This window comes from Trinickia sp. (assembly GCF_057351765.1).
This window is the reverse complement of record NZ_JBMRBK010000012.1, coordinates 1-26,465: the sequence shown is the minus strand read 5'-3', so window position 1 is coordinate 26,465 and position 26,465 is coordinate 1. Positions and strand designations below refer to the sequence as shown.

At 62.3% G+C, this 26,465-nt stretch carries 18 protein-coding genes, 1 tRNA gene and 1 pseudogene; 13 read left to right on the top strand and 7 right to left on the bottom strand.

Annotated elements, in window-relative coordinates; genetic code table 11:
• The first annotated feature begins 9 nt into the window (after positions 1-9).
• From ACO1XS_RS02050 to ACO1XS_RS02030, 5 genes are all read left to right on the top strand, one after another.
• Entirely contained in the window at positions 10-549 is a 540-nt protein-coding gene (locus ACO1XS_RS02050) for a toxin-activating lysine-acyltransferase (protein WP_486389915.1), read from the top strand.
• Positions 546-9,158, top strand: a complete 8,613-nt coding sequence (locus ACO1XS_RS02045) for a two-partner secretion domain-containing protein (protein WP_486389914.1) — start codon at positions 546-548, stop codon at positions 9,156-9,158. The genes ACO1XS_RS02050 and ACO1XS_RS02045 overlap by 4 nt, the downstream gene beginning before the upstream one ends.
• 342 nt (positions 9,159-9,500) lie before the next feature.
• Positions 9,501-9,782, top strand: a complete 282-nt coding sequence (locus ACO1XS_RS02040) for a hypothetical protein (RefSeq protein WP_331570385.1) — start codon at positions 9,501-9,503, stop codon at positions 9,780-9,782.
• Positions 9,783-10,541: 759 nt separating this feature from the next.
• A complete protein-coding gene (locus ACO1XS_RS02035) occupies positions 10,542-11,543 on the top strand; it encodes an RDD family protein (RefSeq protein ID WP_331570344.1) in 1,002 nt (333 codons plus the stop codon).
• A 128-nt stretch (positions 11,544-11,671) separates the two neighbouring features.
• Complete coding sequence (locus ACO1XS_RS02030; RefSeq protein ID WP_486389913.1) at positions 11,672-12,697, top strand: aldo/keto reductase; 1,026 nt, start codon at positions 11,672-11,674, stop codon at positions 12,695-12,697.
• Positions 12,698-12,807: 110 nt separating this feature from the next.
• Here the strand turns inward: ACO1XS_RS02030 and eutC are convergent, their stop codons facing one another.
• The 4 genes and pseudogenes from eutC to gcvA all read right to left on the bottom strand — a co-directional run bounded on the left by eutC (position 12,808) and on the right by gcvA (position 16,377).
• Positions 12,808-13,623, bottom strand: coding sequence for an ethanolamine ammonia-lyase subunit EutC (gene eutC / locus ACO1XS_RS02025; protein WP_331568243.1), 816 nt, complete (start codon positions 13,621-13,623; stop codon positions 12,808-12,810).
• Positions 13,620-14,999, bottom strand: a complete 1,380-nt coding sequence (locus ACO1XS_RS02020) for an ethanolamine ammonia-lyase subunit EutB (RefSeq protein WP_486389912.1) — start codon at positions 14,997-14,999, stop codon at positions 13,620-13,622. Before ACO1XS_RS02020 ends, eutC begins: the two co-directional genes overlap by 4 nt.
• Positions 15,000-15,032: 33 nt before the next feature.
• Positions 15,033-15,287 (bottom strand): annotated as a pseudogene (locus ACO1XS_RS02015) (branched-chain amino acid ABC transporter substrate-binding protein); the annotation flags it as partial.
• Positions 15,288-15,459: 172 nt separating this feature from the next.
• Positions 15,460-16,377: a transcriptional regulator GcvA gene (gcvA, locus tag ACO1XS_RS02010; RefSeq protein ID WP_331568245.1), complete on the bottom strand. Its 918-nt coding sequence runs from the start codon at positions 16,375-16,377 to the stop codon at positions 15,460-15,462.
• Positions 16,378-16,671: 294 nt separating this feature from the next.
• Between gcvA and ACO1XS_RS02005 the strand changes: the two genes are divergently transcribed.
• The 4 genes from ACO1XS_RS02005 (at position 16,672) to ACO1XS_RS01990 (ending at position 20,207) form a co-directional block, all read left to right on the top strand.
• Entirely contained in the window at positions 16,672-17,445 is a 774-nt protein-coding gene (locus ACO1XS_RS02005; protein ID WP_486389911.1) for an SDR family NAD(P)-dependent oxidoreductase, read from the top strand.
• Between the two features lie 102 nt (positions 17,446-17,547).
• A complete protein-coding gene (locus ACO1XS_RS02000; RefSeq protein ID WP_331568237.1) occupies positions 17,548-17,892 on the top strand; it encodes a carboxymuconolactone decarboxylase family protein in 345 nt (114 codons plus the stop codon).
• A 114-nt stretch (positions 17,893-18,006) separates the two neighbouring features.
• Complete coding sequence (locus tag ACO1XS_RS01995) at positions 18,007-19,149, top strand: flavin monoamine oxidase family protein (RefSeq protein WP_486389910.1); 1,143 nt, start codon at positions 18,007-18,009, stop codon at positions 19,147-19,149.
• Complete coding sequence (locus ACO1XS_RS01990) at positions 19,146-20,207, top strand: alcohol dehydrogenase (protein ID WP_486389909.1); 1,062 nt, start codon at positions 19,146-19,148, stop codon at positions 20,205-20,207. Before ACO1XS_RS01995 ends, ACO1XS_RS01990 begins: the two co-directional genes overlap by 4 nt.
• Positions 20,208-20,309: 102 nt before the next feature.
• On the opposite strand, the gene ACO1XS_RS01985 is transcribed toward ACO1XS_RS01990, so the two are convergent.
• The 3 genes from ACO1XS_RS01985 to ACO1XS_RS01975 all read right to left on the bottom strand — a co-directional run bounded on the left by ACO1XS_RS01985 (position 20,310) and on the right by ACO1XS_RS01975 (position 22,677).
• Positions 20,310-20,394: transfer RNA gene (locus ACO1XS_RS01985), tRNA-Leu, on the bottom strand.
• Between the two features lie 153 nt (positions 20,395-20,547).
• Positions 20,548-21,708: an ABC transporter substrate-binding protein gene (locus tag ACO1XS_RS01980; protein ID WP_331568234.1), complete on the bottom strand. Its 1,161-nt coding sequence runs from the start codon at positions 21,706-21,708 to the stop codon at positions 20,548-20,550.
• Positions 21,709-21,735: 27 nt separating this feature from the next.
• Positions 21,736-22,677 carry a CysB family HTH-type transcriptional regulator gene (locus tag ACO1XS_RS01975; RefSeq protein ID WP_173261690.1) on the bottom strand — a complete coding sequence of 314 codons (942 nt, stop codon included), beginning with the start codon at positions 22,675-22,677 and terminating at the stop codon, positions 21,736-21,738.
• A gap of 209 nt (positions 22,678-22,886) precedes the next feature.
• Here ACO1XS_RS01975 and ACO1XS_RS01970 point away from each other — a divergent pair, with 209 nt between their 5' ends.
• The 4 genes from ACO1XS_RS01970 to ACO1XS_RS01955 all read left to right on the top strand — a co-directional run.
• Positions 22,887-24,566 (top strand): nitrite/sulfite reductase, encoded by a 1,680-nt coding sequence (locus ACO1XS_RS01970; RefSeq protein ID WP_331568233.1) that lies wholly within the window; start codon positions 22,887-22,889, stop codon positions 24,564-24,566.
• Positions 24,567-24,607: 41 nt separating this feature from the next.
• A complete protein-coding gene (locus tag ACO1XS_RS01965) occupies positions 24,608-25,144 on the top strand; it encodes a DUF934 domain-containing protein (protein WP_331568232.1) in 537 nt (178 codons plus the stop codon).
• On the top strand, positions 25,141-25,929 hold the full coding sequence (locus ACO1XS_RS01960) for a phosphoadenylyl-sulfate reductase (RefSeq protein WP_331568231.1): 789 nt from the start codon (positions 25,141-25,143) through the stop codon (positions 25,927-25,929). The genes ACO1XS_RS01965 and ACO1XS_RS01960 overlap by 4 nt, the downstream gene beginning before the upstream one ends.
• 81 nt (positions 25,930-26,010) lie before the next feature.
• Positions 26,011-26,465: phosphoadenosine phosphosulfate reductase domain-containing protein (locus ACO1XS_RS01955; protein ID WP_486389908.1), on the top strand; the 455-nt coding region annotated here is incomplete at its 3' end.

The following is a 26,465-nucleotide window of genomic DNA, read 5'->3' as shown; positions in this document are numbered from 1 at the left end:
GAACGACGCATGAGGTATGGATCGCTCGACGTCATTGCGCCGCGTCTCTTGCACACCTCCTGCCGCGAGGCCGAAGCACTCGGCAGTGCCGTGTGGCTTTGGATGCATTCGGCCGGACATCGTGACGCCCCGCTCAAAGTTTTGCCGGCAGTGCTGTTGCCGGCGATCAAAACCGGACAGTTCGTGCTTGCCACTGACGCGGGCAAGCCGGTGTTCTACCTGTCGTGGGCGAGCTTCAGCGAAGAGGCGGAGGCGCGCTATCTGAGCAACCTACCAGAGCACATGCCCGACGCGGATTGGGCAAGCGGCGATCGGGCGTGGCTGCTCGACTGGGTGGCGCCATTCGGTCACACCCGAACCTTGCGTCATATCGCGGCGCGCCTGTTCGCAAATCGCTGTTTGCGCTCGCTCCATCACCGGGGCGACGAACGTGGGTTGCGCGTGATGGAGTTCAGGGGCATCGCCGTTTCGAAGGAAGAGGCGCGCGCCTGGTTTCTAGGCCACCCAATCACGCACGCGCGGCCGCATAACGGAGACAACCGTCGATGAACAAGCACTGCTATCGGATCGTTTTCAATCGGACGCGTGGACTGCTGATGGCGGTCTCGGAGCATGTCGCGAGCGACGGGAAGGCAACCGGCACGTCGCGCGCGCCGCAGTTGGGGAACCTTGCGGCCGGCGTTGCTGCGACTGTGCGGCCGTTGCAGTATTCGATGCTGCTGGCATGGGGGCTCGTCAGCTTCCCGGCGCACGCGCAGATCGTCGCCGATCGGAGCGTACCCGGCGCGCAACAACCCACTGTTTTGACCGCGGGCAATGGGGTGCCGGTCGTCAATATCCAGACGCCGAGTGCGGCAGGCGTTTCTCGCAACAGCTATAGCCAGTTCGACGTCCATTCGCAGGGCGCGATTCTCAACAACGCGCGCAAGGCGGCCGAGACTCAGTTGGGCGGCTGGGTGCAGGGCAATCCGTGGCTTGCGGGGGGATCGGCCCGCGTCATTTTGAACGAGGTCAACGGAAGCCATCCGAGTCTTCTGCGTGGCTACATCGAGGTTGCCGGCAGCCGCGCGCAGGTCGTGATCGCGAACCCCGCCGGCATTTCCTGCGACGGATGCGGCTTCATCAACGCCAATCGCGCGACGCTGACTACCGGGATTCCCCTCATGAATGCGGGAAATCTCGATGGTTATCGCGTAACGAGTGGCGCGATCGATATTTCAGGCGCGGGCTTCGACGCGAGCCGCGCCGATTTCACCGACATCATCGCGCGCTCCGTGCAAGTGAACGCAGGTATCTGGGCCAATACGCTGAAAGTTACCACGGGCGCAAACGAGATCAGCGCCGATCATGTGCATTCGACGGCAACCGCGGCGAATGGCGTAACGCCCGCCTACGGCCTCGATGTCGCGAACCTCGGCGGCATGTATGCCGGCAAGATCACGTTGGTCGGCACTGAATCGGGCGTGGGCGTGCGCAACGCGGGGGCGATCGGCGCGTCGGCGGGCGATGTCGTCGTGACGGCCGACGGGCGGCTCGAGAACAGCGGACGCATCAACGCCAGCGGCGCGGTACGCGCCGATACGAGCGGCAGCGTGACCAACACGGGGATCGTCTACGCGCAAGGCGATGCGCAGCTTACGACGCGCGGCAACGTCGTCAATGCGGGTGCGATCGCGGCACAGGGCGATACGACGATTGCCGCGACCGGCTCGACGAGCGTGATCGATAGTCAATCTGGCTCGTTGCTGGGCGCGGGGATACGAAGCGACGGCACGCTCGATGGGAGCGGCAGCGTCCGGCTTACCGCGTCGGGCCGGCTCGACGCGCGCGGGCAGAATCTGGCGGGCGCGGATTTCAGTGCGAGCGGGCCGGCACTCAGTCTCGCGGGCAGCCAAACGGTGGCTAGGGATATATCGCTGATAGCCGGCACGGGTGAACTCGATGCGAGCCGTGCAACGCTTTTTGCAGCGCAAACGCTGACGGGACATGCGGCGGCGACGCTGCGTACCGATGACGCGACGATATCGGCTGACCGGCTATCGTTGAGTGCTTATGACGTGTCGAATCGAAACGGGCAACTGGTTCAAACCGGTGCGGGCAGCGCGTCGATCGTGGCCGAAGGCGTGCTCGACAATACGGCGGGAACGATCGCGGCGAGCGGCGCCATGACGATGCGCGCCGGCACGTTCGATAACAGGGAACACGGCCAGGTCATGGCGGGCGGCGACGCCGAGCTAAGGGTGGCGACCTTGCTGAATACCGGCGGCAGCTTGACGGCGGGCGGGGCGCTCGATGTGCGAGCGCCGGGCAGGGTCGACAATGCAGCCGGCTTGATCGCCGCGACGCAAAACGTATCGATCGAGGGCGATGCAATCGATAACACAGGCGGTCGCATCGGTTCTGTGCTGGGTGCCGCGAGTGTCTTGGCTGCAACGGGACATCTCAGCAATGCGGCTGGCCGTATCGAGGCCGCACAGTCCGTCACCCTCGCATCCAGTGGGCTCACGAATACGGACGGTGTGGTGGCAAGCGGCGACGTGCGCATCGATACGCGTGCCCAGAGGCTCGACAATTCGCGCGGCGCGATCGTGGCCAGGGGCGCGCTGAACATCGACAGCGCAGCACTGGCGAACGACGGTGGCACGATGCAGGCCACGGGTGCGCTGAGCGTCGACACGCATGGGCACACGCTTTCGAATACACATTCGGGCGCAGCGGGCGGCATTCTCGGTCAAAGCACGGTGAAGCTGCAAACAGGCGGGCTCGACAACACCGGTGGCTTTATCGGTGCCAAAGGGGATGTATCGGCGCATTCGGGGCAAATCACCAACGCACACGGTGGGCAGATCGCAGCGCAAGGGGAGGTCGCCCTTGACGCCAGCGGCATAGATAACCGCGGCGGTACCGTGCAAGCCCTCGGCAAGGTCGAGCTCGATGTCGGCGGCGGCGCCGTGGATAACAGTGGCAGCTTGATTCGCTCGGGCGAACGATTGACGGTGCGCGCCGGCCATCTGGTCAATCGCGGCACACAGGGCAACGACCAAGGGGTTGAAGGCCACAGCGTGAGCGTCACGGCCGACGCGATCGACAATCAGTCCGGCGCCATGCGCGCCGATACATCGCTGTCGGTCACCGGTGCGGGTCCGGTCGACAACAGCGCAGGCCTGATTTCTTCCGGTCAATCGGTTCAGATACAGGATCGCGATCTGGCGAACAAGCAGCAGCACGTGGCGAACACGGGCGGCACGCTGATTGCGGGCAAGACGCTCGGCGTGAACAGCGCACGGCTGTCAGGCGATGGCAGCGTACTGTCGCAAGGCGATCTCAATGTCAGTCTGGCGGGGGACTTCGTCCATACAGGCAACATCGAGGCAAGCGGCGACGTTGTGTTCGAAACCGCCGGACACATCACCAATCAGGCCATCATGCGCGCCGGCCGTACCCTGAGCATGCGGGCACGTGACATCGACAATGCCGCAAGCGGCGAACTCGGCGCGGCGACGACGCAAATCGACGCTGCCGGCGCGATCACGAACCGAGGGCTGATCGACGGACAGGAGACGACCGTATCGTCAGGGGTCCTGAGCAACAAGGGAAGCGGCCGCATCTACGGCGACCGTCTCGCGATATCGACAGGTGCACTGGATAACGATGCGGAAGACGGCGTGGCGGCAACGATCGCTGCGCGCGGCCGGCTCGACATCGGCGCCCAGACCGTGACGAACCGTAAGCATGCATTGATCTTCAGCGCGGGCGATATGGCGATCGGCGGGGCGCTCGACGAGAGCGGCTTGGCAACGGGCTCGGCACAGACTGTCAACAACCACAGTGCATCGATCGAAGCGCTCGGCAATTTGACGCTTGGCGCACTCGGGGTCAACAACACCAACGAGCATTTTCGGGTCGGCGTTCAGCCGCAGGGTGAGCCTGAACGCATCATCGAATACCAGGGCGATGGATCGGCGAATCGATTCAAGCCAGGCGAGCCGGATGTCTACGTCTACAACGACGAATCGGATCAACTGCATACGCCCGAACGAAACTATGAAAGCTGGAGCAAGTACGAATATGACCGTAGCGTCTCGGCGAGCGTCGTCACCGAGTCGGACCCGGCGAGGATCACCTCGGGCGGGGCCATGCGTATCGACGCACAGCACGTGCTCAACGACAAGAGCCAGATCGTGGCCGGCGCAGCGCTTACCGGAAACATCGCGCGGCTGGACAACACGGAGGTGATCGGTCAACAGATCGTACGGGACACGGGCACCGTCACCTCGCATTGGCGCAACCATAAAAAGGGGCGTGACGATACCGGTAGAAACACGATTGCATACGAGCCCCCGGCAGCGATCGCCGAGATCAGGCTGACGCCAAGCGTCTATGCCGACTTTACGGCGCCGGGCACGACCGGCACGCGCATTGGCGCGCCGAACGTCGCGGCAGTGACGCGGCGCGCCGAAGGGGCGGGCGCGGCGGACGTGTACATTCGCAACGGACGTGAGGTCACCCCGATCACGGAGGTGGCCGCGCTCAACGTAGACGGTGCCGGCCAGCCGTCGGTGATCCGCAGTACCGACATCAATGCGACCGTGCCGAACACGAGTCTTTTCTCGGTCAATCCCAATCCCGCTGTCGGCTATCTGATCGAAACCGATCCGCGTTTTACCAACTACCGGAACTGGTTGTCGTCCGATTACATGCTCGAGCAGCTACGCATGAATCCAGCGTTGACGCAAAAGCGTCTTGGCGACGCATTTTACGAACAGAAGCTCGTTCGCGAGCAGGTGGCGAAATTGACGGGTCGCCGGTTCCTCGAAGGTTATGGGAACGACGAGGCGCAATATCGCGCGCTGATCGATAGCGGCGTGACCTACGCGAAGAGGTGGGGGTTGCAGCCGGGCATCGCATTGACCGATACGCAGATGGCGCAGCTGACGAGCGACATCGTGTGGCTCGTCGAGCGGGACGTGATGTTGCCGAGCGGGGAGACGACGAGGGCGCTGGTACCTCAGGTGTACGCGCGCGTGACGCAAGGCGACGTCGACGGTTCGGGGGCGCTGATTTCGGGGCAGACGATCGATCTGAATCTCTCCGGCGACGTCGTGAATCAAGGCACGATCGCGGGGCGTAGCGTCGTTGCGCTGACGGCGGAGAATATAAAGAACCTCGGCGGGCGCCTGACGGGAGAGGACGTTTCGATACGCGCGAATCAGGATTTGATGAACCTCGGCGGCACGATCGATGCCGCAAGGAGCCTCTTTGCAACGGCGGGACGCGATCTGACGAGCGTCAGTTCGACGAGCGCCCAGGCAAATGCGCAAGGCTCGCTGACGAACGTCAGCCGCGTGGCAGGCCTCTTTGTGACGAACCCTTCAGGCGCGACACTCGTCGCCGCGGCGGGGCGCGATGTGACGCTTGCGGGCGCGCAGATCGTCAATGATAGCGTCGACGGGCAGACCGTCATCGCCGCAGGGCGCGACCTCAATCTGAGCACGGTGGACACATCGAGCAGCCACTCTCTGAAATGGGATAACGACAACTGGCGCGAGGACAGTACGCAACAAGAGATGGGATCGACGATCCGGACGGTGGGCGATTTGCACCTGTCGGCGGGACATGATCTCAATGCGCGCGGGGCATCGGTGACGAGCGAGCAAGGCGCGCTGATCGCGATGGCCGGCAACGACGTCAACCTGACATCGTCCGAGACGACGCGCGAGGTCGACGAGGCACATCGACACAAGGGCAAGAGCAGCTGGTTTTCTTCGAAGACGATCGCGACGCGCAACACGTTGTCGGAAACGACGAACCAGGCCACGACGTTCTCGGGCAACACGGCCTACGTGCAGGCGAGCAACGATATCAATTTGATGGGCAGCAACGTCGTGTCGACGGACGGCACCACACTCGTTGCTACGCGCGACGTGAACATCGAAGCCGCGACCGATACGACGGCGGAGCGGCATTTCCGGGAAGAGAAGAAGACGGGGCTCTTCGGTAATGGGGGGATGAGTTTCACGATCGGGACGCAGCAACAGAGCCAGGACAATCGCGCAACCCGGACCACGGCGTCGGCGTCCACCGTTGGCTCGACCCATGGCAACGTGGCGATCAGTGCGGGCAATCGCTATACGCAGATCGGCTCTCATGTACTGACGCCGCAGGGCGAGATCGATATCGCGGCCAAGAAGGTCGACATTCTCGCAGCCGAGGAGACGAGCCATAGCACGCAGGAAACGCGGTTCAAGCAATCGGGGCTGACCGTGGCGGTGACGGCTCCCGTGATTGCGGCGGAGCAAACCGCGGGGCAGATGAAACACGCAGCCGCTCAGACATCGGATACGCGCATGCAGGTGCTGGCGGGCGCGACGACGGCACTGGCCGCCAAGAATGCGGCCGATGCGATCGGAGCCGATCCAAAAACCGGAGGCGGTATCAATATCGCCATTACGGTGGGAACGACGGCGAGCCGGAGCAAGACGACGGAAGACGCGGTGCACGCGGCGGGCTCGACCGTGGCCGCGGGAGGCAATGTGCGCATTCGCGCGACGGGTGCGGGCCGGGACTCGATGTTGACCGTGCAGGGCAGCGAGATCCAAGGCGGCGGCGATGTGAAGCTGAAGGCCGATGGCGAGATTGCGCTGCTGGCGGCGCAGAACACGAACGAAATGCACCGCACGAGCAGTAGTGCGAGCGGCGGTGTGGGCGTGGCGGTGAGCGTCAATTCGCAAGGCGCGGCATTCGGCGTGACGGCGAATGCGAGCGGCTCGCGGGGCAAGGGTGAGGGGACCGATGTGACGTGGACGAACACGCATGTGTCGGCGGGTAAGCGGCTCGTGTTGGAGTCGGGTGGCGATACGGTTCTGCGCGGGGCGGTGGCGAGCGGCGAGCAGGTGGTGGGCAACGTGGGGGGCGAGCTGAAGATCGAGAGCTTGCAGGATTCGAGCCGTTACACCAGCAAAGACCAATCGGTCGGCGGCAGCGTGACGGCGGGTGCGGGTTTCTCGGCGAGCGCGAATGTCGGTCAGCAGAAGATGAAGAGTGACTTTGCCAGCGTCATGGAGCAGTCGGGGATCAAGGCGGGCGATGGGGGTTTCCAGATCGATGTGAAGGGAAATACGGAACTGAAGGGCGGGGCGATTACGAGTACGGAGCGCGCCGTTGCAGAGAAGCGGAACAGCTTGACGACGGCGACGCTGACGACGAGCGATATCGAGAACCACGCGCAGTACAGCGCGAGCAGTGTTGCCGTGGGCGGAGGCTATAGCTTTGGTGGCGGTGGCATGACGCCGGTTGGCGGCAAGGGGAATACGACGGCAGGCGGTGTCGGAACGAATCAGCAAGGGCAGGCGGCCTCCGGTGGGGACAAGGTGCCGGGGAACAACGTGGCGAGTTCGGGCAATTGGAGTGCCACACCGCCGGCTGTCATGGCGGCATCGGGTAGCAGTAGTCGCACGACGGTGAGTGGCGTCAGCGGTGGGGCGATTCGGATTACGGACGAGGCGAAGCAGCGGGCACTCACGGGTGAGAGCGTGGACCAGACGATGGCGGGCTTAAACCGCGACATCACCAGCGAACATGACGGGACCCACGCGCTCAAGCCGATCTTCAACGAGCAGGAGATCCGGGCAGGGTTCGAGATTGTCGGCGCGTTGCAACGGGAGGCGGGAACGTTCCTGGCGAATCGGGCGAAGGCATCGAGCGAAGCACAGCAAGCGTTGGAACAAGAGCAGGCTAAACCGATAGGTGAACGGGACCGCGAGAAGGTTGCCCAGTTGACGCAGGTGTTGGAGGACAACGCGACGTGGGCACCGGGTGGGGCGGGGCGTCGTGTGTTGACCGCGCTCACTGCGGCGGCGGGCGGGAACCTGACGGGGGCAATGGGGCAATTCGCACAGGCGGCTGGGGCGACGTACTTGCAGACGTTGGGTGCGGAGCAGATCAAGGCGCTGTCGCCGTATCTGGGTGGAGAAGGCAGCGCGGCGCATACGGCGCTGCATGCGGTGCTGGGGTGCGCGGGCGGGGCGGCGTCGGGAGGAGATTGCGGAGCGGGGGCGTTGGGTGCGTCGGCAGGGGTGGTGCTGAATACGGCGTTGGATCAGTTGAGCCGGACCGAGGGGCTGAGCGCGAGCGAGAAAGAGGCGCGTGCCGATCTGGTGGCGTCGCTCGTGGCGGGCGTGGCGCAGGCGGTGGGGGCGGATAGTGCGCAAGCGGGGGCGGCTGCGCGGGTGGAGACGTTGTTTAATCGGCAACTGCATCCAGATGAAAGAGCATCGATCGATAGGCGCAAGCAAGCGTATGCCAAGCGAAACGGGCTGACGCTCGAACAGGCGGAGAGGGAGCTTCTGATGCAAGCGAACCTGATGGTCCAGAACGGCTCGCCCGGGCAATGGAATGAGCGTGCCGCAGCATTCTTGCGAGAAGAGCGGGGAATGCTTCCGGCTGATGGCAACAGCGGGCCAGGCTATATGTTTTTTGCGACGCCGGACCAGAAGGTCAATCCGAATATGTACGCGGGACATTACGCGAACGGCGTCGGACCAAATCAGCCGCCCGCAGCACAAATTCAGAGCAGCGCAAACGGGGAGGAAGCGAACCGAAACCTTATGGGCGGTGGCGTTATCGCAGCTGCGACAGGTGGTGTATTGCTTGCGGCCGCTCCCATAGCGGGGGCGGCTGGCACTCTTGGGTATGCGGCGATTGGCGCTGGCGTAAACGGCGGTATGGACGCCGCTGGCCAATACGCTCAATCAGGGATGATACGTCCAGCCCAATCCATTTTTGCGGCCGCGACTGGAGCAATAGCTGGGCCGATCGGTACCAATGTCAAATTCATGGGCAGCGTCGCGTTGGGGGGGGCCAACGGAGTGCTAAACACTGCATTCAGCAACACGTATTACGAGGAATCAAAGAGTTTGTCATTCTCCGGTGCTTTAGGCTCGCTTACATCATCCTTGGGATACGGCATTGGAGCGGTTACGACAAAGGGCCTCGCTCGGGTTCTCCGGCCTTACGTCTACGGGAACTTCAACCCGTCCGTTCCTGCCCTATTGCAGCCGCGCACTCCCAACCCAACGCCGGGCCTTGCCGGAGCAACGGCAGGATCTGTTGGCTCAGGGACATCGTCATTCATCCCAGGCAAGGATGCATTACAGTGAGGACTTCAAGGATTGATCGACTTCTTGCAGAAGACGGCTGGAAGGGCGCTTTAACGCGGGTTCTTGTTGTCACTGGATCATATTTCGGGATTAAATATCTTCCCCAAATTATCGCATGGGCATCTATTCATTGGGGTTGGCGTCCAGCGTCGGAAGAGCAATTGAGAAATCACGCAGCGTTGGTCACAGTTTCCACGTGGGCCATATGCATCAGCCTCTGTATCGAGTTTGTTCGAGTAATGGTCGGTTTTATACGGAGGTTAGCAATGAGGTGATAGTGCGGCGTTCGGCGTGACGGCGAATGCGAGCGGCTCGCGGGGCAAGGGGCGGGACCGATGTAACGTGGCCGACACACATATGTCGGCGGATAAGCGGCTGATTTTTTGGGTCGGGCGGCGATACGGTCATGCGCGGGCGGCGGCAAGCGGCGAGCAGGCGGTGGGCGACGTGGGGGGGCGTCTTTCCAAACAAGGTAGTCCAACCGTAACTATCTCTGGCGGTTGCAGGCCGATCTCGGAGCAGCAGAGTGCTGGCGGCAAAATGATCGGCGTCGAGGTGGGGCGTTCATGCTCGTTTACGTGGGGCGAAGTGGACGTGCTGAAGGATCTACAAATACGCTTCTGATCGGAAATGATCGATCGACTCGCCCGGAATTTACTTGTAATGCTGATAATCGAGTACGAGCCGCGTGCGCTGCTCCGGCGAGAAGTCGGTGCGGTGAGCCCGCAGTCGGTCGATCGCGCGATGTTTCTTTAGGAGATCGCTATTCTGAACTTTGATCGCAGGCCCGAATTCCGGAGGCGGTATGTGGGCCCCCATCGCCGTAAGCCGTTGATTTTGTACGTGGAAGCATTCTTTGTTAATCTCGCAAAGGGTACGATGGCGCTCGCCGCGATAATCGTTCTTTTGTTGTGCGTGCTTGACGGGAATGTGTGGGGCCTACGAGGCGTGATAACCACGCGCAAGGGCTGGTACATTATTCTGGGCGCTATCGCGGTCACTGTTGTGATTGCGATGTTCGTGCTCCACTGGAGGTAATCGGCGCGTCAATGTTTATGCTTACGAGGGAGAATGCCGTTTTTAACAGGCATTGGAGATCGGATGTTGTATTTAAGCCGTTTGACGACAGTTAAAGGAAGGCCGGAAGTGGCCATGCGATGGCACAGCTATGCTTGCGGTTCGCGTTCCGAGTGCGCGTCAGCGGTACCCGATATGGAGCGCCGCGCAGTAACGCAGCTTTTCCTTTGCGTCGCTGCCCACCCTTAAAACCCTAGTCCGTACGCTGTTACTATCCACCTCAGCGCCGCGAAGATGTCCGCGCGCGATCCACGCGCCGTACGATGCCGGATCGACCTAACCCATAACGAAAAAAACGGGAACACAATGAACACGATTTCGGGGGAGCCGGGCGAGAGCCGGCCGGCAGCGACTGCAGTGGGTTTTTGGCGCAGAAGCTTTGCATTCTGGCTTGACGGCCTGATTCTCGCGCTAATCGGCTTCCTGCTCATTGCACTTGCTGGCGACATACTCATGCGCCTCGGCCAATGGGGCAAGCTGATCGGCTTTGCCATCGGCTCTCTCTATTTCGCGCTGCTTGAAGGCGGCCCTGGGCGAGGCCAGTCGCTCGGCAAGCGGCTCATGAAGATCAAGGTTATCCGACTCGATCCAACCGGCATTAGCCGGTTGCGATACTCGCACGCCTGGGTGCGCTACGCGATCGTCGGCGTGCCGACCGTGCTCGGCGGATTCGCATTCATCGGCTCTGACGCGTGGCATTCACCAGCTTGGCGATGGCTAGTGGTGGCCGACGGCGTATTGCTCGCGATCTGGCTATTCGCATTGGGATACCTCTATCTCTTCAACCGCCCCACGCGCAGAACACTCCAGGATCTCGCGACGTCCACCATCGTTGTGCCCGTCACAGCGACGACCGGCATGCTCACATCGGTTCGGCCCCTACATTGGAAGGTTCTGGCCGCTGCGGCTTTGGTGATTGCGATTGGCACGGGTATCGGTATGCACTTCATCAATCCAACGTATCGCGAACTAGGTGAAGTGCAGCGCGTGGTGTCGGCGGTGCCCGGCGTCGGCGAAGTCGGTGTGTCGATCGGCACGTCGAGCATGATCCGTTCTCAAGGCGGCGCGACGACGAGTCACGGCGCAGCAATTTTCTACACGCTTCCCGATTCCGCTTTGCAATGCGAGCAAATCACCCCGCAAGTAGCCAAAGCTGCGTTGCAGGGTTGGCCCGAAGCGTCGCATCAGGACTACTTGAGCGTGATCTGCATGCGTTCCGTCGAGCTTGGCATCGCCTACTGGCGAAACCAATCGGCAACGGTGCATTCGCCGAGGCAATGGGCGGCGCAACTCGGCCTGCCGCTGTAATGCTGTAATGTAACCGGCGATAGCTCGATGCCAGATTGCGCGCCTACCTGCACGCAATCTGGCATTGCAGTAGCCTGAAGGGCCGGCCGCAGCGCCGGAATCTTCCGTCCCTTTCAGCGAGGTCCCCTATGGAATATCGACATCTCGGCGCATCGGGATTCAAAGTCCCGGTACTCGGTTTCGGCACCGGTACGTTCGGCGGCAAGGGCGAACTGTTTAAAGCCTGGGGGGAGACCCATGTCGCCGAGGCGCGCAAGCTCGTCGACATCTGCCTGGACGCGGGTGTGACGCTCTTCGACAGTGCCGACATCTATTCCGAAGGTGCCTCCGAGTCGGTCCTCGGCGAGGCGATCAGAGGCCGTCGCGACAAGGTGCTGATCTCGACGAAGGCCACGTTCCGATTCAACGACGAACCGAATAACGTGGGCTCGTCGCGCCATCATCTGATCAACGCCGTCAATGCGGCATTGAAGCGGCTGCAGACCGATTACATCGATCTCTTTCAATTACATGGCTTCGATGCGAAGACACCCGTACAAGAAGTCCTTTCGACACTCGACGACCTCGTTCGCGCGGGCAAGATCCGCTACACGGGCGTGTCGAACTTCTCAGGCTGGCACCTGATGAAGTCGCTCGACGTGGCAGATCGATACGGCTATCCGCGCTACGTCGCGAACCAAACGTATTACTCGCTGATCGGCCGCGACTACGAGTGGGAACTTATGCCGCTTGGGCTCGATCAGGGGGTGGGCGCCATTGTCTGGAGTCCCCTGGGCTGGGGACGGCTCACCGGCAAAATCCGCCGCGGCCGTCCGTTGCCGGAGGTGAGCCGTTTGCACAAGACGGCCGATATCGGTCCGCCTGTGTCGGATGAGTATCTGTACCGCGTCGTCGATGCACTGGATGCGATAGCGCAGGAAACCGGCAAGACGATTCCCCAGATTGCGCTCAACTGGCTTTTGCAGCGGCCAACTGTTTCGAGCGTGCTCATCGGCGCACGTAACGAGGAGCAATTGCGGCAGAACCTCGGTGCGGTAGGTTGGAATCTCACGCCGGAGCAAGTGGCGAGGCTCGATGAGGCGAGCAAGCTGCGGCCCGTCTACCCCTATTGGCATCAGGAAGGGTTCGCGGAACGTAACCCTTCGCCGGTCTGATATCGCCAAATGCGGGTGCGTAAGCCAATCGCTGCGTGCGGCGATTGGCCAGTTGGTGCATGATCAAACCAACCAACTGCTCGGGCGGCGTGATCTAGTGCCGCGCTCACTCATGCGCGGACATCGTCCGCCGGCAAGAGCCGCCCGTCCCAGACACTTTCGTCTTTCAGTTCGACCCCGGTGAGCTTGCGCTTACGCGCCCCTTCCAGCAGATGCACGAGCTTGAAAGCCGCCGCGTCGTAACAGAGCCCTTCGGGGCGTACGTTCGAAATACAGTTACGCTCGGCATCGCTGCGCCCGGTTCGTGGCGCGTACGTCAGATAGACGCCGAGGCTCGCTGGCGAACTGAGTCCGGGGCGTTCGCCGATCAGCACCGCGACCATCTCGGCATTCATCAACTCGCCGATAGGATCGCCAATTGCCACGCGCGCCTGCGTAGCGACAACGATCGAGCCGACATACCAGCCTTTCAACTGGGCAATGGTCCGGTCGATCAAGGGGAGCGCATGTGAGGCCGCAGCTTGAGCCGACAAGCCGTCCGCAACGACGAACACCAGATCGGGCGGCGTTTCGGCCGATGCCGCGTGCTGCTCGAGAAGCGCCGCGCTTTCCGGATCCAATACCCGCCCAAGGTCTGGACGTCGCAAATACTGCTCGCGGCTTTGCGCCGCGCTGCGCACCTCGATCGAATCGAGCGTCCTCCGTTCCAGTTCGGCCCTCAGTGCTTCGATATCGAGCGGCGTATGAACGGCATCCCGCGCTTGCGCATGCGCGACAGTAAACGCAAGCATCGGCGCGGTCGGCAGGCTGGCGCCCGAGCGTCCGAGTGCGATGCGGGCATCGGTGAAGCGACGCAATGCGCTCCATGGGTTGTCCGCGACTGTCCGCGCGGTAACACCCGGCACATCCCGGTCTGCGCGCGTCATGATTCAATCCAATCGAGAAGCAATGGCTTCGATGCGTGCTGCTGGATCTGCCCCGATGCGTCCGTGATACGCATCGATTCGAGCCATGTTTCGAACTCGGGTGCGCGTCGAAGGTTGAGTAGACGCCGCACATAGAGCGCGTCGTGAAACGACGTGCTCTGATAGTTCAACATGATGTCGTCGGCGCCCGGCACGCCCATGATGAAGTTGACGTTGGCCGCGCCCAGCAATGTCAGCAGCGTATCCATATCGTCCTGGTCCGCTTCCGCATGGTTCGTGTAGCAAATATCGCAGCCCATCGGCACGCCGAGCAGCTTGCCGCAGAAGTGATCTTCCAAGCCCGCGCGGATGATTTGCTTGCCGTCGTACAAGTACTCAGGCCCGATGAACCCCACCACCGTGTTTGTCAGGAACGGATTGAACTTGCGGGCGACCGCGTAGGCTCTTGCTTCGCACGTTTGCTGATCGACCCCATGATGTGCGTTCGCGGAAAGCGCGCTGCCCTGTCCGGTCTCGAAGTACATCAGGTTGTTTCCAAGCGTGCCGCGCTTCAACGACAGACCCGCGTCATATGCTTCGGCAAGCAGCGACAGCGATACGCCGAATCCCGCATTGGCCTTCTCGGTGCCGGCGATCGATTGGAAAATCAAATCGACCGGCGCGCCGTTTTCGATTGCGGCCAGTGTATTCGTGACGTGCGTCAGCACACAGGTCTGCGTGGGCACGTCATACGCTCGGCGAAATTCGTCCATCATCGTGAGCAGCGCCGTGATCGCCGTGAGCGAATCGGACGCGGGATTGATACCGATCATCGCGTCGCCGCAGCCATACATGAGCCCATCGACGATCGATGCCGCAATGCCTTTCAGATCGTCCGTCGGATGGTTCGGTTGCAGCCGCACGGCGAGGTGGCCCGGCAACCCCACGGTGTTGCGAAAGCGCGTGACGACGGGCCGCTTACGCGCGGCGAGTATCAGATCCTGATTGCGCATCAGCTTCGACACGGCGGCAACCATCTCGGGCGTGAGGCCCGCGGCAACGGCGGCGAGCATCGCGCTGTCGGTGGTATCGGCAAGCAGCCACTCGCGAAAATCGCCCACGGTCAGATGCGCGATCGGCGCAAACGCATCGGGCGAATGATCGTCGACGATGAGGCGCGTGATTTCATCGGCTTCATATGGAATCACGGCTTCATCGAGGAACGCTCGAAGCGGTATGGCCGCCAGCGCCATTTTTGCCGCCGCCCGTTCCTCTTCCGATGCAGCGGCGAGCCCGGCCAATTCGTCTCCCGAACGGCGCGGGCTCGCTTTGGCGAGCAGCGCGGCAAGGCTATCGAAGCAGTAACTGCGCGCACCGATGGTTTCGCGAAAGTTCATCCTGCGCTCCGCTCGCGAAAGATGGAGGAAATACTATACCCCGTTGCCGCCGATGGTCCGCTGGCTTTTCCATTGACCCTGCTGAACTTCGAACAGCGTATACGGTGGCTTGATCAGATCGCCTTGCGGATCGAAGGCAATCTTTCCGGTAACGCCCGTCACGGTCACCTTCGGGAAGGCCGCGGCGATTTTGGCGCGATCGAGCGAATCGGCGTCGTGGATCGCCTTGAACATTGCCAGTGCCGCGTCATACGCGAATGGCGCATAGAGTTCGACGTCCTGATTGAAAAATCTCGCCTGTGCGTCTTCGCGCGAGCAATTGGTGCGCGCGATGCAGATTCTCGCGCACACGCTGCGGGACCGGCCGCGCGCGCTCTTTGGGACGATCTGAGCCGGGGGGAGTCGGTCCGAATTCAACAACACTTGCGACACGGATCCCGACTGTTTGTCGACCAGCAGTCTATCGCGAGATGGCTGCCTCCTTGAGCAACCAATCTCGAAAGGCCACCAGCTTTGGAAGGCCGCAACATTCCGCGCGGTACACGACGTAGTACGCTAAAGGCGACACGAGGGATATTTCAGGAAACAACCTGACCAACCGGCCAGCTGCCAAATCATCGCGGGCCATGACGTTGCGAGCCAATGCGATACCGTGACCGTCAATTGCTGCTTGCAGGACAGCTGCGGAATTATTGATTTTCATCCCTCGTTTCGTGGCGACATCAGTCACGCCTGCTTTCTGAAGCCATGTATCCCAAGTCGGAAAGCCCGTATGGCTGTCCATCGATAAGTCGTGGATGAGGGTCTCTTGCGCCAGGTCATTCGGCTTTTGCAAGCGCCAATGCTCGCGCAATAGCTGTGGCGAGCACACCGGATATACCTCCTCACTCATCAATTTTTCGGCCGCTAAACCTGGCCAGCTTCCTGTGCCATAGCGCACTCCGACATCGATGCGCTGGGCAACGAAATCTACCGGTTTGAGATTGGTGTCCAAACGCACATCCGTGTCGGGCCAGGCGGTCTGGAAACGCTCGATTCGTGGCAACAACCACTTTGCCGCAAACGCCGGGCTGACAGCCACGGTGAGCACTCCACTGGTCGACGCTTCCTTTAGTCGCTCCAAGCCCATGGCAAGCCTGTCGAAGCCGGCACGGATGTCCGGTAATGCGCGTTCGGCCGTCTCGGTCGGGACGAGCCGTGCCCGTCCGCTGGTACCCCGCACGAATAGTGGCGTGCCAAGCCATTCCTCGAGCGTTCGTACGAGTTGGCCAACTGCAGCAGGCGTCACGTTCAGTTCGGCCGCTGCCGCCGAAAAGCTCTGATGGCGGGCGCTCGCCTCGAAGGCACGCAAGGCGTTTAGATGAACAGGTGACTTCATACGATAAAGTTTTTCTTTCAATTCCGCACACTTTATCTCGTTTGTCGGCGGGTGGGAATTGGCGAAAAATCCAACACAGGTCGCAAGCATGCGCCCTTGGCAGAGGCCCTCGATGAAGGGGGGCGAAATAGTTTTTATGCCAAGGAGGCGATGACGTCGAGGGCGATTCAGACCGTATCAAGGATGGTCGCGACTGCGGCACGGATATGGCGTCAATGGCACTGAGCCGGATGCTTGTCCTCGCCTTTTCCATCAAGACCTGCCGATCGGCAGGCACATCGAAAGGTTTTCAACATGAGCAACCAATTCAAGGGCAAAAAGTTGCTGGTGGTCGGTGGCACCAGCGGGATGGGCTTGCAGACGGCCAAGATGGTCCTGGCCGAAGGCGGCACTGCGGTCATCGTTGGTCACCGCGCGGACAAGACCGAAGAAGCGCATGCCGAGTTGGCCGCGCTAGGGGCGGTCGTCGCACTGACGGCCGACCTGTCCAGCGATGCAGGGTTGGCGGCGTTGCTCAAGTCGATCGACGAAGACCATCAGGACATCGACCTGCTCGTCAACGCGGCAGGCGTGTTCTTCCCCAAGCCGTTCCTGGAGCACCAGGACGCGGACTACGACCAGTACATGAAGTTGAACAAGGCTTTCTTCTTCATCACGCAAAAGGTCGCCGCCAATCAGATCGCCAGGGATCGTCCGGGTGCGATCGTCAACATCGGCTCGATGTGGGCCAAGCAAGCTATCGCGGCCACACCATCGTCAGCCTACTCGATGGCCAAGGCAGGGCTGCATTCGCTGACTCAACACCTGGCGATGGAACTGGCTCCGAAGCATATCCGCGTCAATGCGGTGTCGCCGGCGGTGGTGCAGACGCCGATCTACGAGGGTTTCATTCCGAAGGCCGAAGTTCACAGCGCGCTGCAAGGCTTCAACAGCTTCCATCCGATCGGCCGTGTCGGCACCCCGCAGGACGTTGCCGAAGTCGTCGCTTTCCTGCTCTCGGACAAGGCGCGTTGGGTCACAGGTGCCATCTGGGACGTGGACGGCGGCGTGATGGCCGGCCGCAACTGATGTGCTGGGGCCGGCGCCTGACGCATCTATCGGGTCGCGTGAGCCCTTGTCGCGCGCTATGTCGGCGCCCGGCACCCCAACCCTCTAACAGGAGCAACAACCATGATGCAGGACTGGAACGCTTACCGTGATTCACTGCTGGAGCGCGTGGGCGATTACGCGAAACAAAGCCCCGACGTGATGCGCGGTTTGGCGACGATCGACAACGCCGCTATCAAGACTGGCCATCTGGAACCGAAGATGCACGAGCTGATCGCCTTGGCCGTAGCCGTAACCACGCGCTGCGACGGATGCATCTCGGTGCACACCAAGAAGGCCGTCGAGCACGGAGCCACGCTGGAGGAAATCTCCGAGGCACTGGGTGTTGCCATCGCGCTGAATGCAGGTGCTGCGCTGACCTATTCGGCACGTGTCGTCGAAGCCTATCGGCAACTGCCCGACAAGTAAGCCGTACCAAGGGTGCCCGCCGCCGCAGTCCCAAGGGGCATTCGCCGGTGCGCACGGCACCACCGTCTATCTCAAGACGGGCCCCTTAGCCGACGTGGCAATGGAGATATAGCCATGCAAACCGCACGCATCGCCATCATCGGCGCCGGATTGAGTGGCCTTTATGCCGCCTGGCTGCTGGAAAGCCACGGCGTCCAGGATTACGTGCTGCTGGAGGCGCGCGATACGCTAGGTGGCCGCATCGCTTCCGCCTCCGCGTCGGGACGGGACACGCGCGATATGGCCGACGCCACCGACCGCTTCGACCTCGGGCCGACGTGGTTCTGGCCCGACTACCAGCGCGAATTGCACCGCCTTGTCGATGAGTTGGGCCTGGAGCGCTTCGCGCAGTTCGAGACGGGCGACATGGTGCTGGAACGCTCACCCGATGAGCCGCCGATGCGGACGCGTGGGTACGTGAACTCGCCGATTTCGATGCGCCTGGTAGGTGGAATGCAGGCGCTGGTCGACGCCTTGCGCCGCCGTCTCGATGCGAAACGGGTAATCACCGGTCAGAGGGTGCGCCGTCTGCGCTGCGCAGACCCGCACGTCGAACTGGACATCGAAGACGCCACCGGCGGCGCTACAACTTGGCGTGCCGAACAGGTATTGCTGGCTATGCCGCCGCGTCTGGTCGAGCACACCATCGCGTTCGAGCCTGCTTTGCCGCTGGAGCTGGCTCAGCAATGGCGTGCGACGGCAACGTGGATGGCGCCCCATGCCAAGTACATCGCCATCTACGAGACCCCGTTCTGGCGCGGGGAGGGATTGTCCGGCGAGGCTCGCAGTGCACGCGGACCGCTGACCGAGATTCACGACGCCTCCATGCCCGGCGGCAGCGCGGCGCTCTTTGGCTTTTTCGGGGTGCCGGCGCGCGTGCGCAAAAACGTGTCCGAGGACGTATTGCGCACGCATTGTCGCGCCCAGCTCGTGCGCCTGTTCGGGCCGCAAGCGGCCACGCCTCGCATCGAAGTTATCAAGGACTGGGCGCAGGATCCCTATACGGCCACATCCGATGACTTGAATACGGCGAGCCATCACGCCGAAGCGCCAGCCGCCATGGCCGGCTCCGGACCGTGGCGCGGACGCCTGGCCGGCATCGCCAGCGAGTGGTCGCCACAGTTCCCGGGCTACGTCGCCGGCGCCATCGAAGCCGCGGGCCTGGCGGTCCTCGCATTACCTCTTTTCCCTTTCGACGATCTTGGAAGACGACCATGAAGACCACGTACCGCGCCATGCAAGTGACCCGTCCCGGCTTCCTTGAGCTGGTGGAGCGCCCGACGCCGAAACCGGGCGTCGGTGAAGCGCTGATCGAGGTTGAGGCTTGCGGCATCTGCGGCGCCGACATCAGTGACATCGAAGGGGCTGATCCGACGCTGCAACCTCCGCGCGTGCCCGGCCATGAAGTGGTCGGACGCATCGCCGCACTCGGCGAACACACCCCATCCATCTGGAAGGTGGGCCAGCGCGTTGGCATCGGCCGGCTCGGTGGGCCTTGCATCGAATGCGTACAGTGTCGCCAGGGACACTTCGAGCTTTGCCTGAACCAGCCTTTCGTCGGCGCCACCTGCGATGGGGGCTACGCCGAGATGATGCTGGCGCGCGCCTCGGGGCTCGTGTCGATCCCGGACGAACTCAATTCCGAGGAAGCGGCGCCGATTCTCTGCGCCGGCATCGCCACCTTCAATGCGCTCAAAAAGTGCGGCGCACAGGCCGGCGACACCGTGGTCATCCTGGGCATCGGCGGCCTTGGGCATATGGCGCTGCAATACGCCCGCCGCATGGGTTTCCGAGTCGTCGCCGTCGGGCGCGGCAGCGACATCGCCAAGGATGCGCTGGGCTTGGGCGCGCATGTCTATATCGACACCAGTGAAGAGGATGCGGTGGAGCGGCTCAAGAGGATGGGCGGGGCGCACGCGATCGTGGCCACCATCGGCCACCCGGCCACCGTGTCGGCGCTGATGGCCGGCTTGGCGCCGCAAGGGCGGCTGGTATTGCTGGGTGCAGGTAAGGACCCGCTGCCGGTCTCGGCTGGCCACTTGGTCATTGGCGAGCGCAGTATGCTCGGCTCCATCACCGGCACGCCCTACGAGAACGAGAAGACGCTGGATTTCAGCGTGCTTGCCGGTATACGGCCAAAGATTGAAGTGATGCCGCTTGAGCAGGCGAATGAGGCGTATCGGCGAATGAAGTCCGGCGATGTCAAGTTCCGCATGGTGTTGGCGGCCGCGCACGTCGCCGATGCAATCCATCGCTACGGACCGGACTTATCGTGAAGCTTGGCTGACCCTGCGACGCTGTCGGCGTCCGCCATTAGGCTTACATGCCGAACGCAAAAAAGCCGCCAATCCGTAGATGGCGGCTCTTCGCTCGAATAGTGGTGCCCGGGGTCGGACTCGAACCGACACGCCTTGCGGCGGGGGATTTTGAGTCCCCTGCGTCTACCTGTTTCACCACCCGGGCTTTCAGTGGCCGGTGCAGGAAAGCGCCGGCGAAGAGCGCGATTATGGCCGAAAACGCGTGCGCAGGCAATATTTTGGCAGGGAACGGCTGTGGCCACTCACTAGCGACAGTGTCGCGCGCAGCCCGCGCCGCTACCCGAACCGCCGCCCCGAATCACTCGCTGATAAAGACAAACTTCCCGCCACGAATCGCCCCCATCACGCTCGCACGCTGATCGAGCCCCACATGGTCTTTCGCGCTCGTATTCACGACCCCGTTCGGCACGACCAACTCATGTGCGTGCTCGAGCTCCTCCCGCAACGCCACGCGAAACTGCACGGTACCCGGCTGCGCCTTTTTCAACGCCCTCGCCACGGCATCCTCCAACCGCGGATAGACGCCAGCCGCATCGCCGGCAAACTGCGTCACGGAGCCGGGGCCATATTTGTCCTCATACGCCGTCACGAACGCCAGCGCCGCCTTTTTCGCCGGATGATCGGCCGGCAGCGTACGCGCCACCACAACCGGCTGGGTCGGAAAGAGCGTCCCTTCGACCTCCTTGCCGCCAAGCCGGATGAACTCCGGTGTCGCAATGCCGTGCGTCTGATAGATCGGCCCCTTGAACCCGCGCTCGACGAGCGTGCGCTGCGGTAGCGCGGAGGGCGTACCGGCACCCGCAACGAGCACCGCATCGGGCTTGGCCGCAATCAGCTTCAGGACCTGCCCCGTCACGCTCGCATCGTTGCGATTGAAGCGTTCCGTCGCGACAAGCCGGATATGCCGCAGCTCGGCAAACCGCTTGAACTCGTTGAGCCAGCTATCGCCGTAACTGTCGGCGAAACCGATAAAGGCGACCGTTTTCACGCCATGGTTCGCCATATAGCGCGTCATCACATCGGCCATCGCGCCATCGGTCTGCGCCATCTTGAACGCCCAGACGCGCTTGCCTTCCTGCGGCTCGACCACACTCGCGGAACCGATCAGCGTGATCATCGGCGTTTGCGAGGCGGCCACCGGGTCGAGCGCCGCGAGCGCCGCCGGCGTGATATTCGGCCCGACGATCACGTCCACGTGGTCTTCATCGATGAGCTTGCGGATGTTCGCAACGGCTTTGCCCGGGTCGGTGCCGTCGTCGAGCACGATGTACTGCGCCTTTTGACCGGCGATGGTGGCCGGCCACATCTGGATGGCATTCTTGCTCGTGATGCCGATGACGGCGGCGGGCCCCGTCGATGACAAATCGATGCCGACCTTCAGGTCGGCGTGCGCTGCCGAGACGAGCGCAAATGCGGCGCACGCGAAGGCGCGGCGCAAGAAGGCGGCGGTCGACACCATGTAGTCTCTCTCTTGGTTGTTGTGACTTCAGAGCTCGTAATTTTCGTGTTCGCCCTTGAGCGCCTGCTCGATCAGCTTGCGCGTGAGCGACGGCGAAAGCAGCTCGACGAGCGTATAGACATAGCTGCGCAGATACGCTCCCTGTTTCAGGGCGATCCTGGTCAGATTCGTACCGAAGAGATGGCCGACCGGCATGGCGCGCAAATGCTTGTCACGTTCCGCGTTGAATGCGATATCGGCCATGATGCCCACGCCGAGCCCCAACTCGACGTAGGTTTTGATGACATCGGCATCGATTGCCTCGAGGACCACGTCGGGCGTCAGATTGCGCCGCGCGAACGCCTCGTTGATCTTCGTCCGGCCCGCGAACGCGGCTTCGTACGTGATGAGCGGGTACTGCGCCAGATCTTCCAGGGAAAGCTGTTTGCGCTGCAGCAGGGGGTGGTCCGCGGGCATGATCGCCACGTGATGCCACTGAAAGCACGGCAGCGAGACCAGTTCCTTATAGTTGGAGATCGCCTCGGTCGCGATGGCGATGTCGGCATGGTCGTGCATGACCATCTCGGCGACCTGCGTCGGGCTTCCTTGCAAAATCGAAAGATGCACCTTCGGAAAGCGCCGCTTGAACTCGGCGATGGCAGCCGGCAGCGAGTAGCGGGCTTGGGTATGCGTAGCGGCAATGATGAGGTTGCCCTGGTCCTGCGCGGCGAAATCCTTGCCGACCCGCTTCAGGCTTTCCACCTCCTGCAGAATCCGCTCGACGGACGCCAGAATGATCCGCCCCGGCTCCGTCAGCGAGCGCACGCGCTTGCCATGCCGTGTGAAGATTTCGACCCCAAGCTCGTCCTCGAGCTCGATGATCGCCTTCGAAACGCCGGGTTGCGACGTGTAGAGCGCCTTGGCGGCCTCCGTCAGATTGAAGTTCTGACGAACGGCCTCGCGCACGAACCGGAACTGGTGCAGGTTCATTTATAACCCTTGCGCATAAGGAAACAATTTTTAAGTCGTTTGAAATATAAGGCCAGTTTATTACGATCCCCAGACGTTTATCAATACGCTTAGCAGTTTTTGTCATTAGCGAATGAGCTGGCGGCCCGGATTACGGGCGCCGGCAGGCACGGACAGCAATTCGGGCGTCGCGGACCAGGCCGCGGCGCGACACAACCTGGGGTCCCCGAATGTATCAATACGATCAGTACGACCAGACTATCGTCGACGAGCGCGTCGCGCAGTATCGCGACCAGGTCCGCCGCCGCTTGTCGGGCGAATTGAGCGAGGATGAATTCCGCCCGCTGCGTCTGCAGAACGGCCTTTACATGCAACGCCACGCGTACATGCACCGCATCGCGATTCCGTACGGCAACTTGCGCAGCGACCAGTTGCGCATGCTCGCACACATCGCGCGCAAGTACGACCGTGGCTACGGTCACTTCTCGACGCGTACGAACATCCAGTACAACTGGATCCAGCTCGAGGACACGCCCGACCTGCTGGCGGACCTGGCGTCGGTGCAGATGCACGGCATCCAGACCTCAGGCAACGACATCCGCAACATCACGGCCGACCAGTTCGCCGGTGTGGCGCCCGACGAGATCGTCGATCCGCGTCCGTGGGCGGAGATCCTGCGCCAATGGTCGACGTTCCACCCCGAATTCAGCTGGTTGCCGCGCAAGTTCAAGATCGCCGTGTCGGGATCGAAAGAAGACCGTGTTGCGGTACAGATTCACGATCTGGGCGTCTATCTGTCGAAGAACGAAGCGGGCGAGGTGGTCTGCGCGATCCTCGCGGGCGGGGGTTTGGGCCGTACACCGATCATCGGTGCCGTGATTCGCGAAAACCTGCCGTGGCAGCATCTGCTCACGTATTGCGAGGCCGTGCTGCGCGTCTACAACCGCTTCGGCCGCCGCGACAACCTCTTCAAGGCGCGCATCAAGATTCTCGTGAAGGCGCTCGGCCCCGAGAAATTCGCGCAACAAGTCGAAGAGGAATGGCAGCACCTGAAGGACGGTCCCTCGACGCTGACGCAAGCGGAATACGATCGCGTCGCGCAACATTTCCAGCCGCAGCCGTACGAGAAGTTGTCGGATACGGACGCATCGTTCGAAAAGCATCTGCTCGAAAACCGGGCGTTCGCACGCTGGGTCGAGCGCAACATGCGCCCGCACAAGGTGCCGGGCTACGCCGCCGTCACGCTGTCTTTGAAGCCGGCCAAGGGCGCGCCGGGCGATGCCACCGCGGAGCAAATGGAAGCCGTGGCGGATTGGGCCGACCAGTACTCGTTCGGTGAAATTCGCGTGTCCCACGAGCAGAACCTGATTCTCGCGGACGTGAAGAAGCGCGACCTGTTCGCACTCTGGGAAGAAGCGAAGAAGCAAGGCTTCGCGACCGCGAACATCGGCTTGCTGACCGACATCATCGCGTGCCCGGGCGGCGATTTCTGCTCGCTCGCGAATGCGAAGTCCCTGCCCATCGCGCAGGCGATCCAGGACCGCTTCAACGATCTCGATTACGTGTACGACCTGGGCGACCTGTCGTTGAACATCTCGGGATGTATCAATTCGTGCGGCCACCATCACGTCGGGAACATCGGCATTCTGGGCGTCGACAAGGATGGCTCGGAGTGGTATCAGCTGACGCTCGGCGGCGAACAGGGCACGGGCGCGACGCTTGCGCACCTCGGCCGTGTGATCGGGCCGTCGTTCGCGGCTCAGGAAATGCCCGATGTCGTGACGAAAGTGATCGATACTTTCGTCGAAAATCGTATCGACGGCGAGCGGTTCATCGATACCTATAATCGAATCGGTATGGCGCCGTTCAAGGAACGGGTCTATGCGTCGCGCCAGCCCGCGCACGCCTGACACCGACGAGAGCAAGAAGGAAAGAGAAGGAACACTCGCAGATGACTTCGATTATCAAGAACCGGACCGTGCTCGAGGACGATTGGCATGTCGTACGCGCGCTTGAAGACGGCAGCCTGCCGACGCTCGATCAGCTTCCCGCCGGTCGCCTACTCGTGCCGTTCGTCTTGTGGAAGCAAGCGCGTGAAGCGCTTGTTGCGCAGCGCGACGCGGCGTCGCTCGGCGTATGGCTCGCGCCCGATGACGAGCCGGCCGATCTCGTTGCCGACTTCGAGAAAGTCGCGCTGATCGGCGTGGACTTTCCCGTGTTTCGCGACGGCCGCGGCTACAGCATCGCGCGCCTGTTGCGCGAGCGCTACGGCTGGCGTGGCGAGCTGCGCGCAATCGGCGACGTACTGCGCGATCAGTTGAATTTCATGGCGCGTTGCGGCTTCGATGCGTTCGCCGTCCGCCCGGACAAGGACATTCACGATGCGCTGAAAGCGTTTGGCGAGTTCTCGGTGCAGTATCAATCGGCTGTCGATACGCCGCAGCCGCTTTTTCGTCGCCGCGCCGCGGCCGCGGAGGAACGCGCATGAGCGCCACCGTGGTCAATCCAGCCGAGCTGGCCGGCCGCGCGGATAGCGCGGAGCTGGCCGCGAAGGTCGAACGCCTGAATGCGCTGATCGATACGATCGCGGCCCGCCACGATGGCAAGGTCAAGCTCGCGAGCAGCCTCGCGGCCGAGGACATGGTGCTCACGCATGCGATTTTGTCGCGCGGCGCCGCAATCGGCATCTTCTCGTTGAATACCGGGCGGTTGCATGCCGAGACGATCGACATGATCGCGCACGTGCGCGAGCGCTACGGGTATGAGATCGAGCAGTTTCATCCGCAACCGGAATCGGTCGACGCCTATGTTGGCGAGCATGGACTCAACGCGTTTTACGAAAGCGTCGAGTTGCGCAAGCGCTGCTGCGAGATCCGCAAGGTCGAGCCGCTGAACCGTGCGCTTTCGGGCGTCGATGCGTGGGTGACGGGGCAGCGCCGCGAGCAGTCGGTGACGCGCGCCGAGCTGCACGAAGAAGAGCACGACGCCGCGCGCGGCATCGCCAAGTACAACCCGCTCGCCGATTGGAGCGAGGCCGAAGTGTGGACGTATCTGACGCAGTATGACGTGCCCGTGAATCCGCTTCATGCGCGCGGCTATCCGAGCATCGGCTGCGAGCCCTGTACGCGGGCCATCCGCCCCGGCGAGGACAGCCGGGCCGGACGCTGGTGGTGGGAGTCGCGCGATACGAAGGAGTGCGGCTTGCATATGTCGCCGATGTCGCAGCTCCCGCCGATCAGCGTGATCCCCGCCGATACGAAACCGACGGTATAACGAAGCAACGCAGTAGACGAGTGCCCGCGGTAACGCTGGATAACCGGCGCCGGCCGGGCAAACGATAGGAATGACACCCATATGAGCACGATTCTGGAACCCTCCGCCACGACCCCGCTTTCGGTCACGACGAACCGCATGGACCACCTGGACTGGCTGGAAGCGGAATCGATTCACATTCTGCGCGAGCTGGTAGCGGAATGCGCCAAGCCTGCGCTGCTGTTTTCGGGCGGCAAGGACTCGGTGGTGGTGCTGCACCTGGCGCTCAAGGCGTTCGGGCTGGGCGCGAACCGCAAGACGGTGCTGCCGTTTCCGCTGGTGCATATCGACACCGGTCACAACTATCCGGAAGTGATCGAGTTTCGCGACCGGCGCGCGGCCGAGCTTGGCGCCGAACTCGTGGTGGGGCATGTGGAGGATTCGATCAAGCGCGGCACCGTGCGGTTGCGTCGCGAGACGGACTCGCGCAATGCCGCGCAGGCCGTCACGCTGCTCGAGACGATCGCGCAGCACGGTTATACGGCAATGATCGGTGG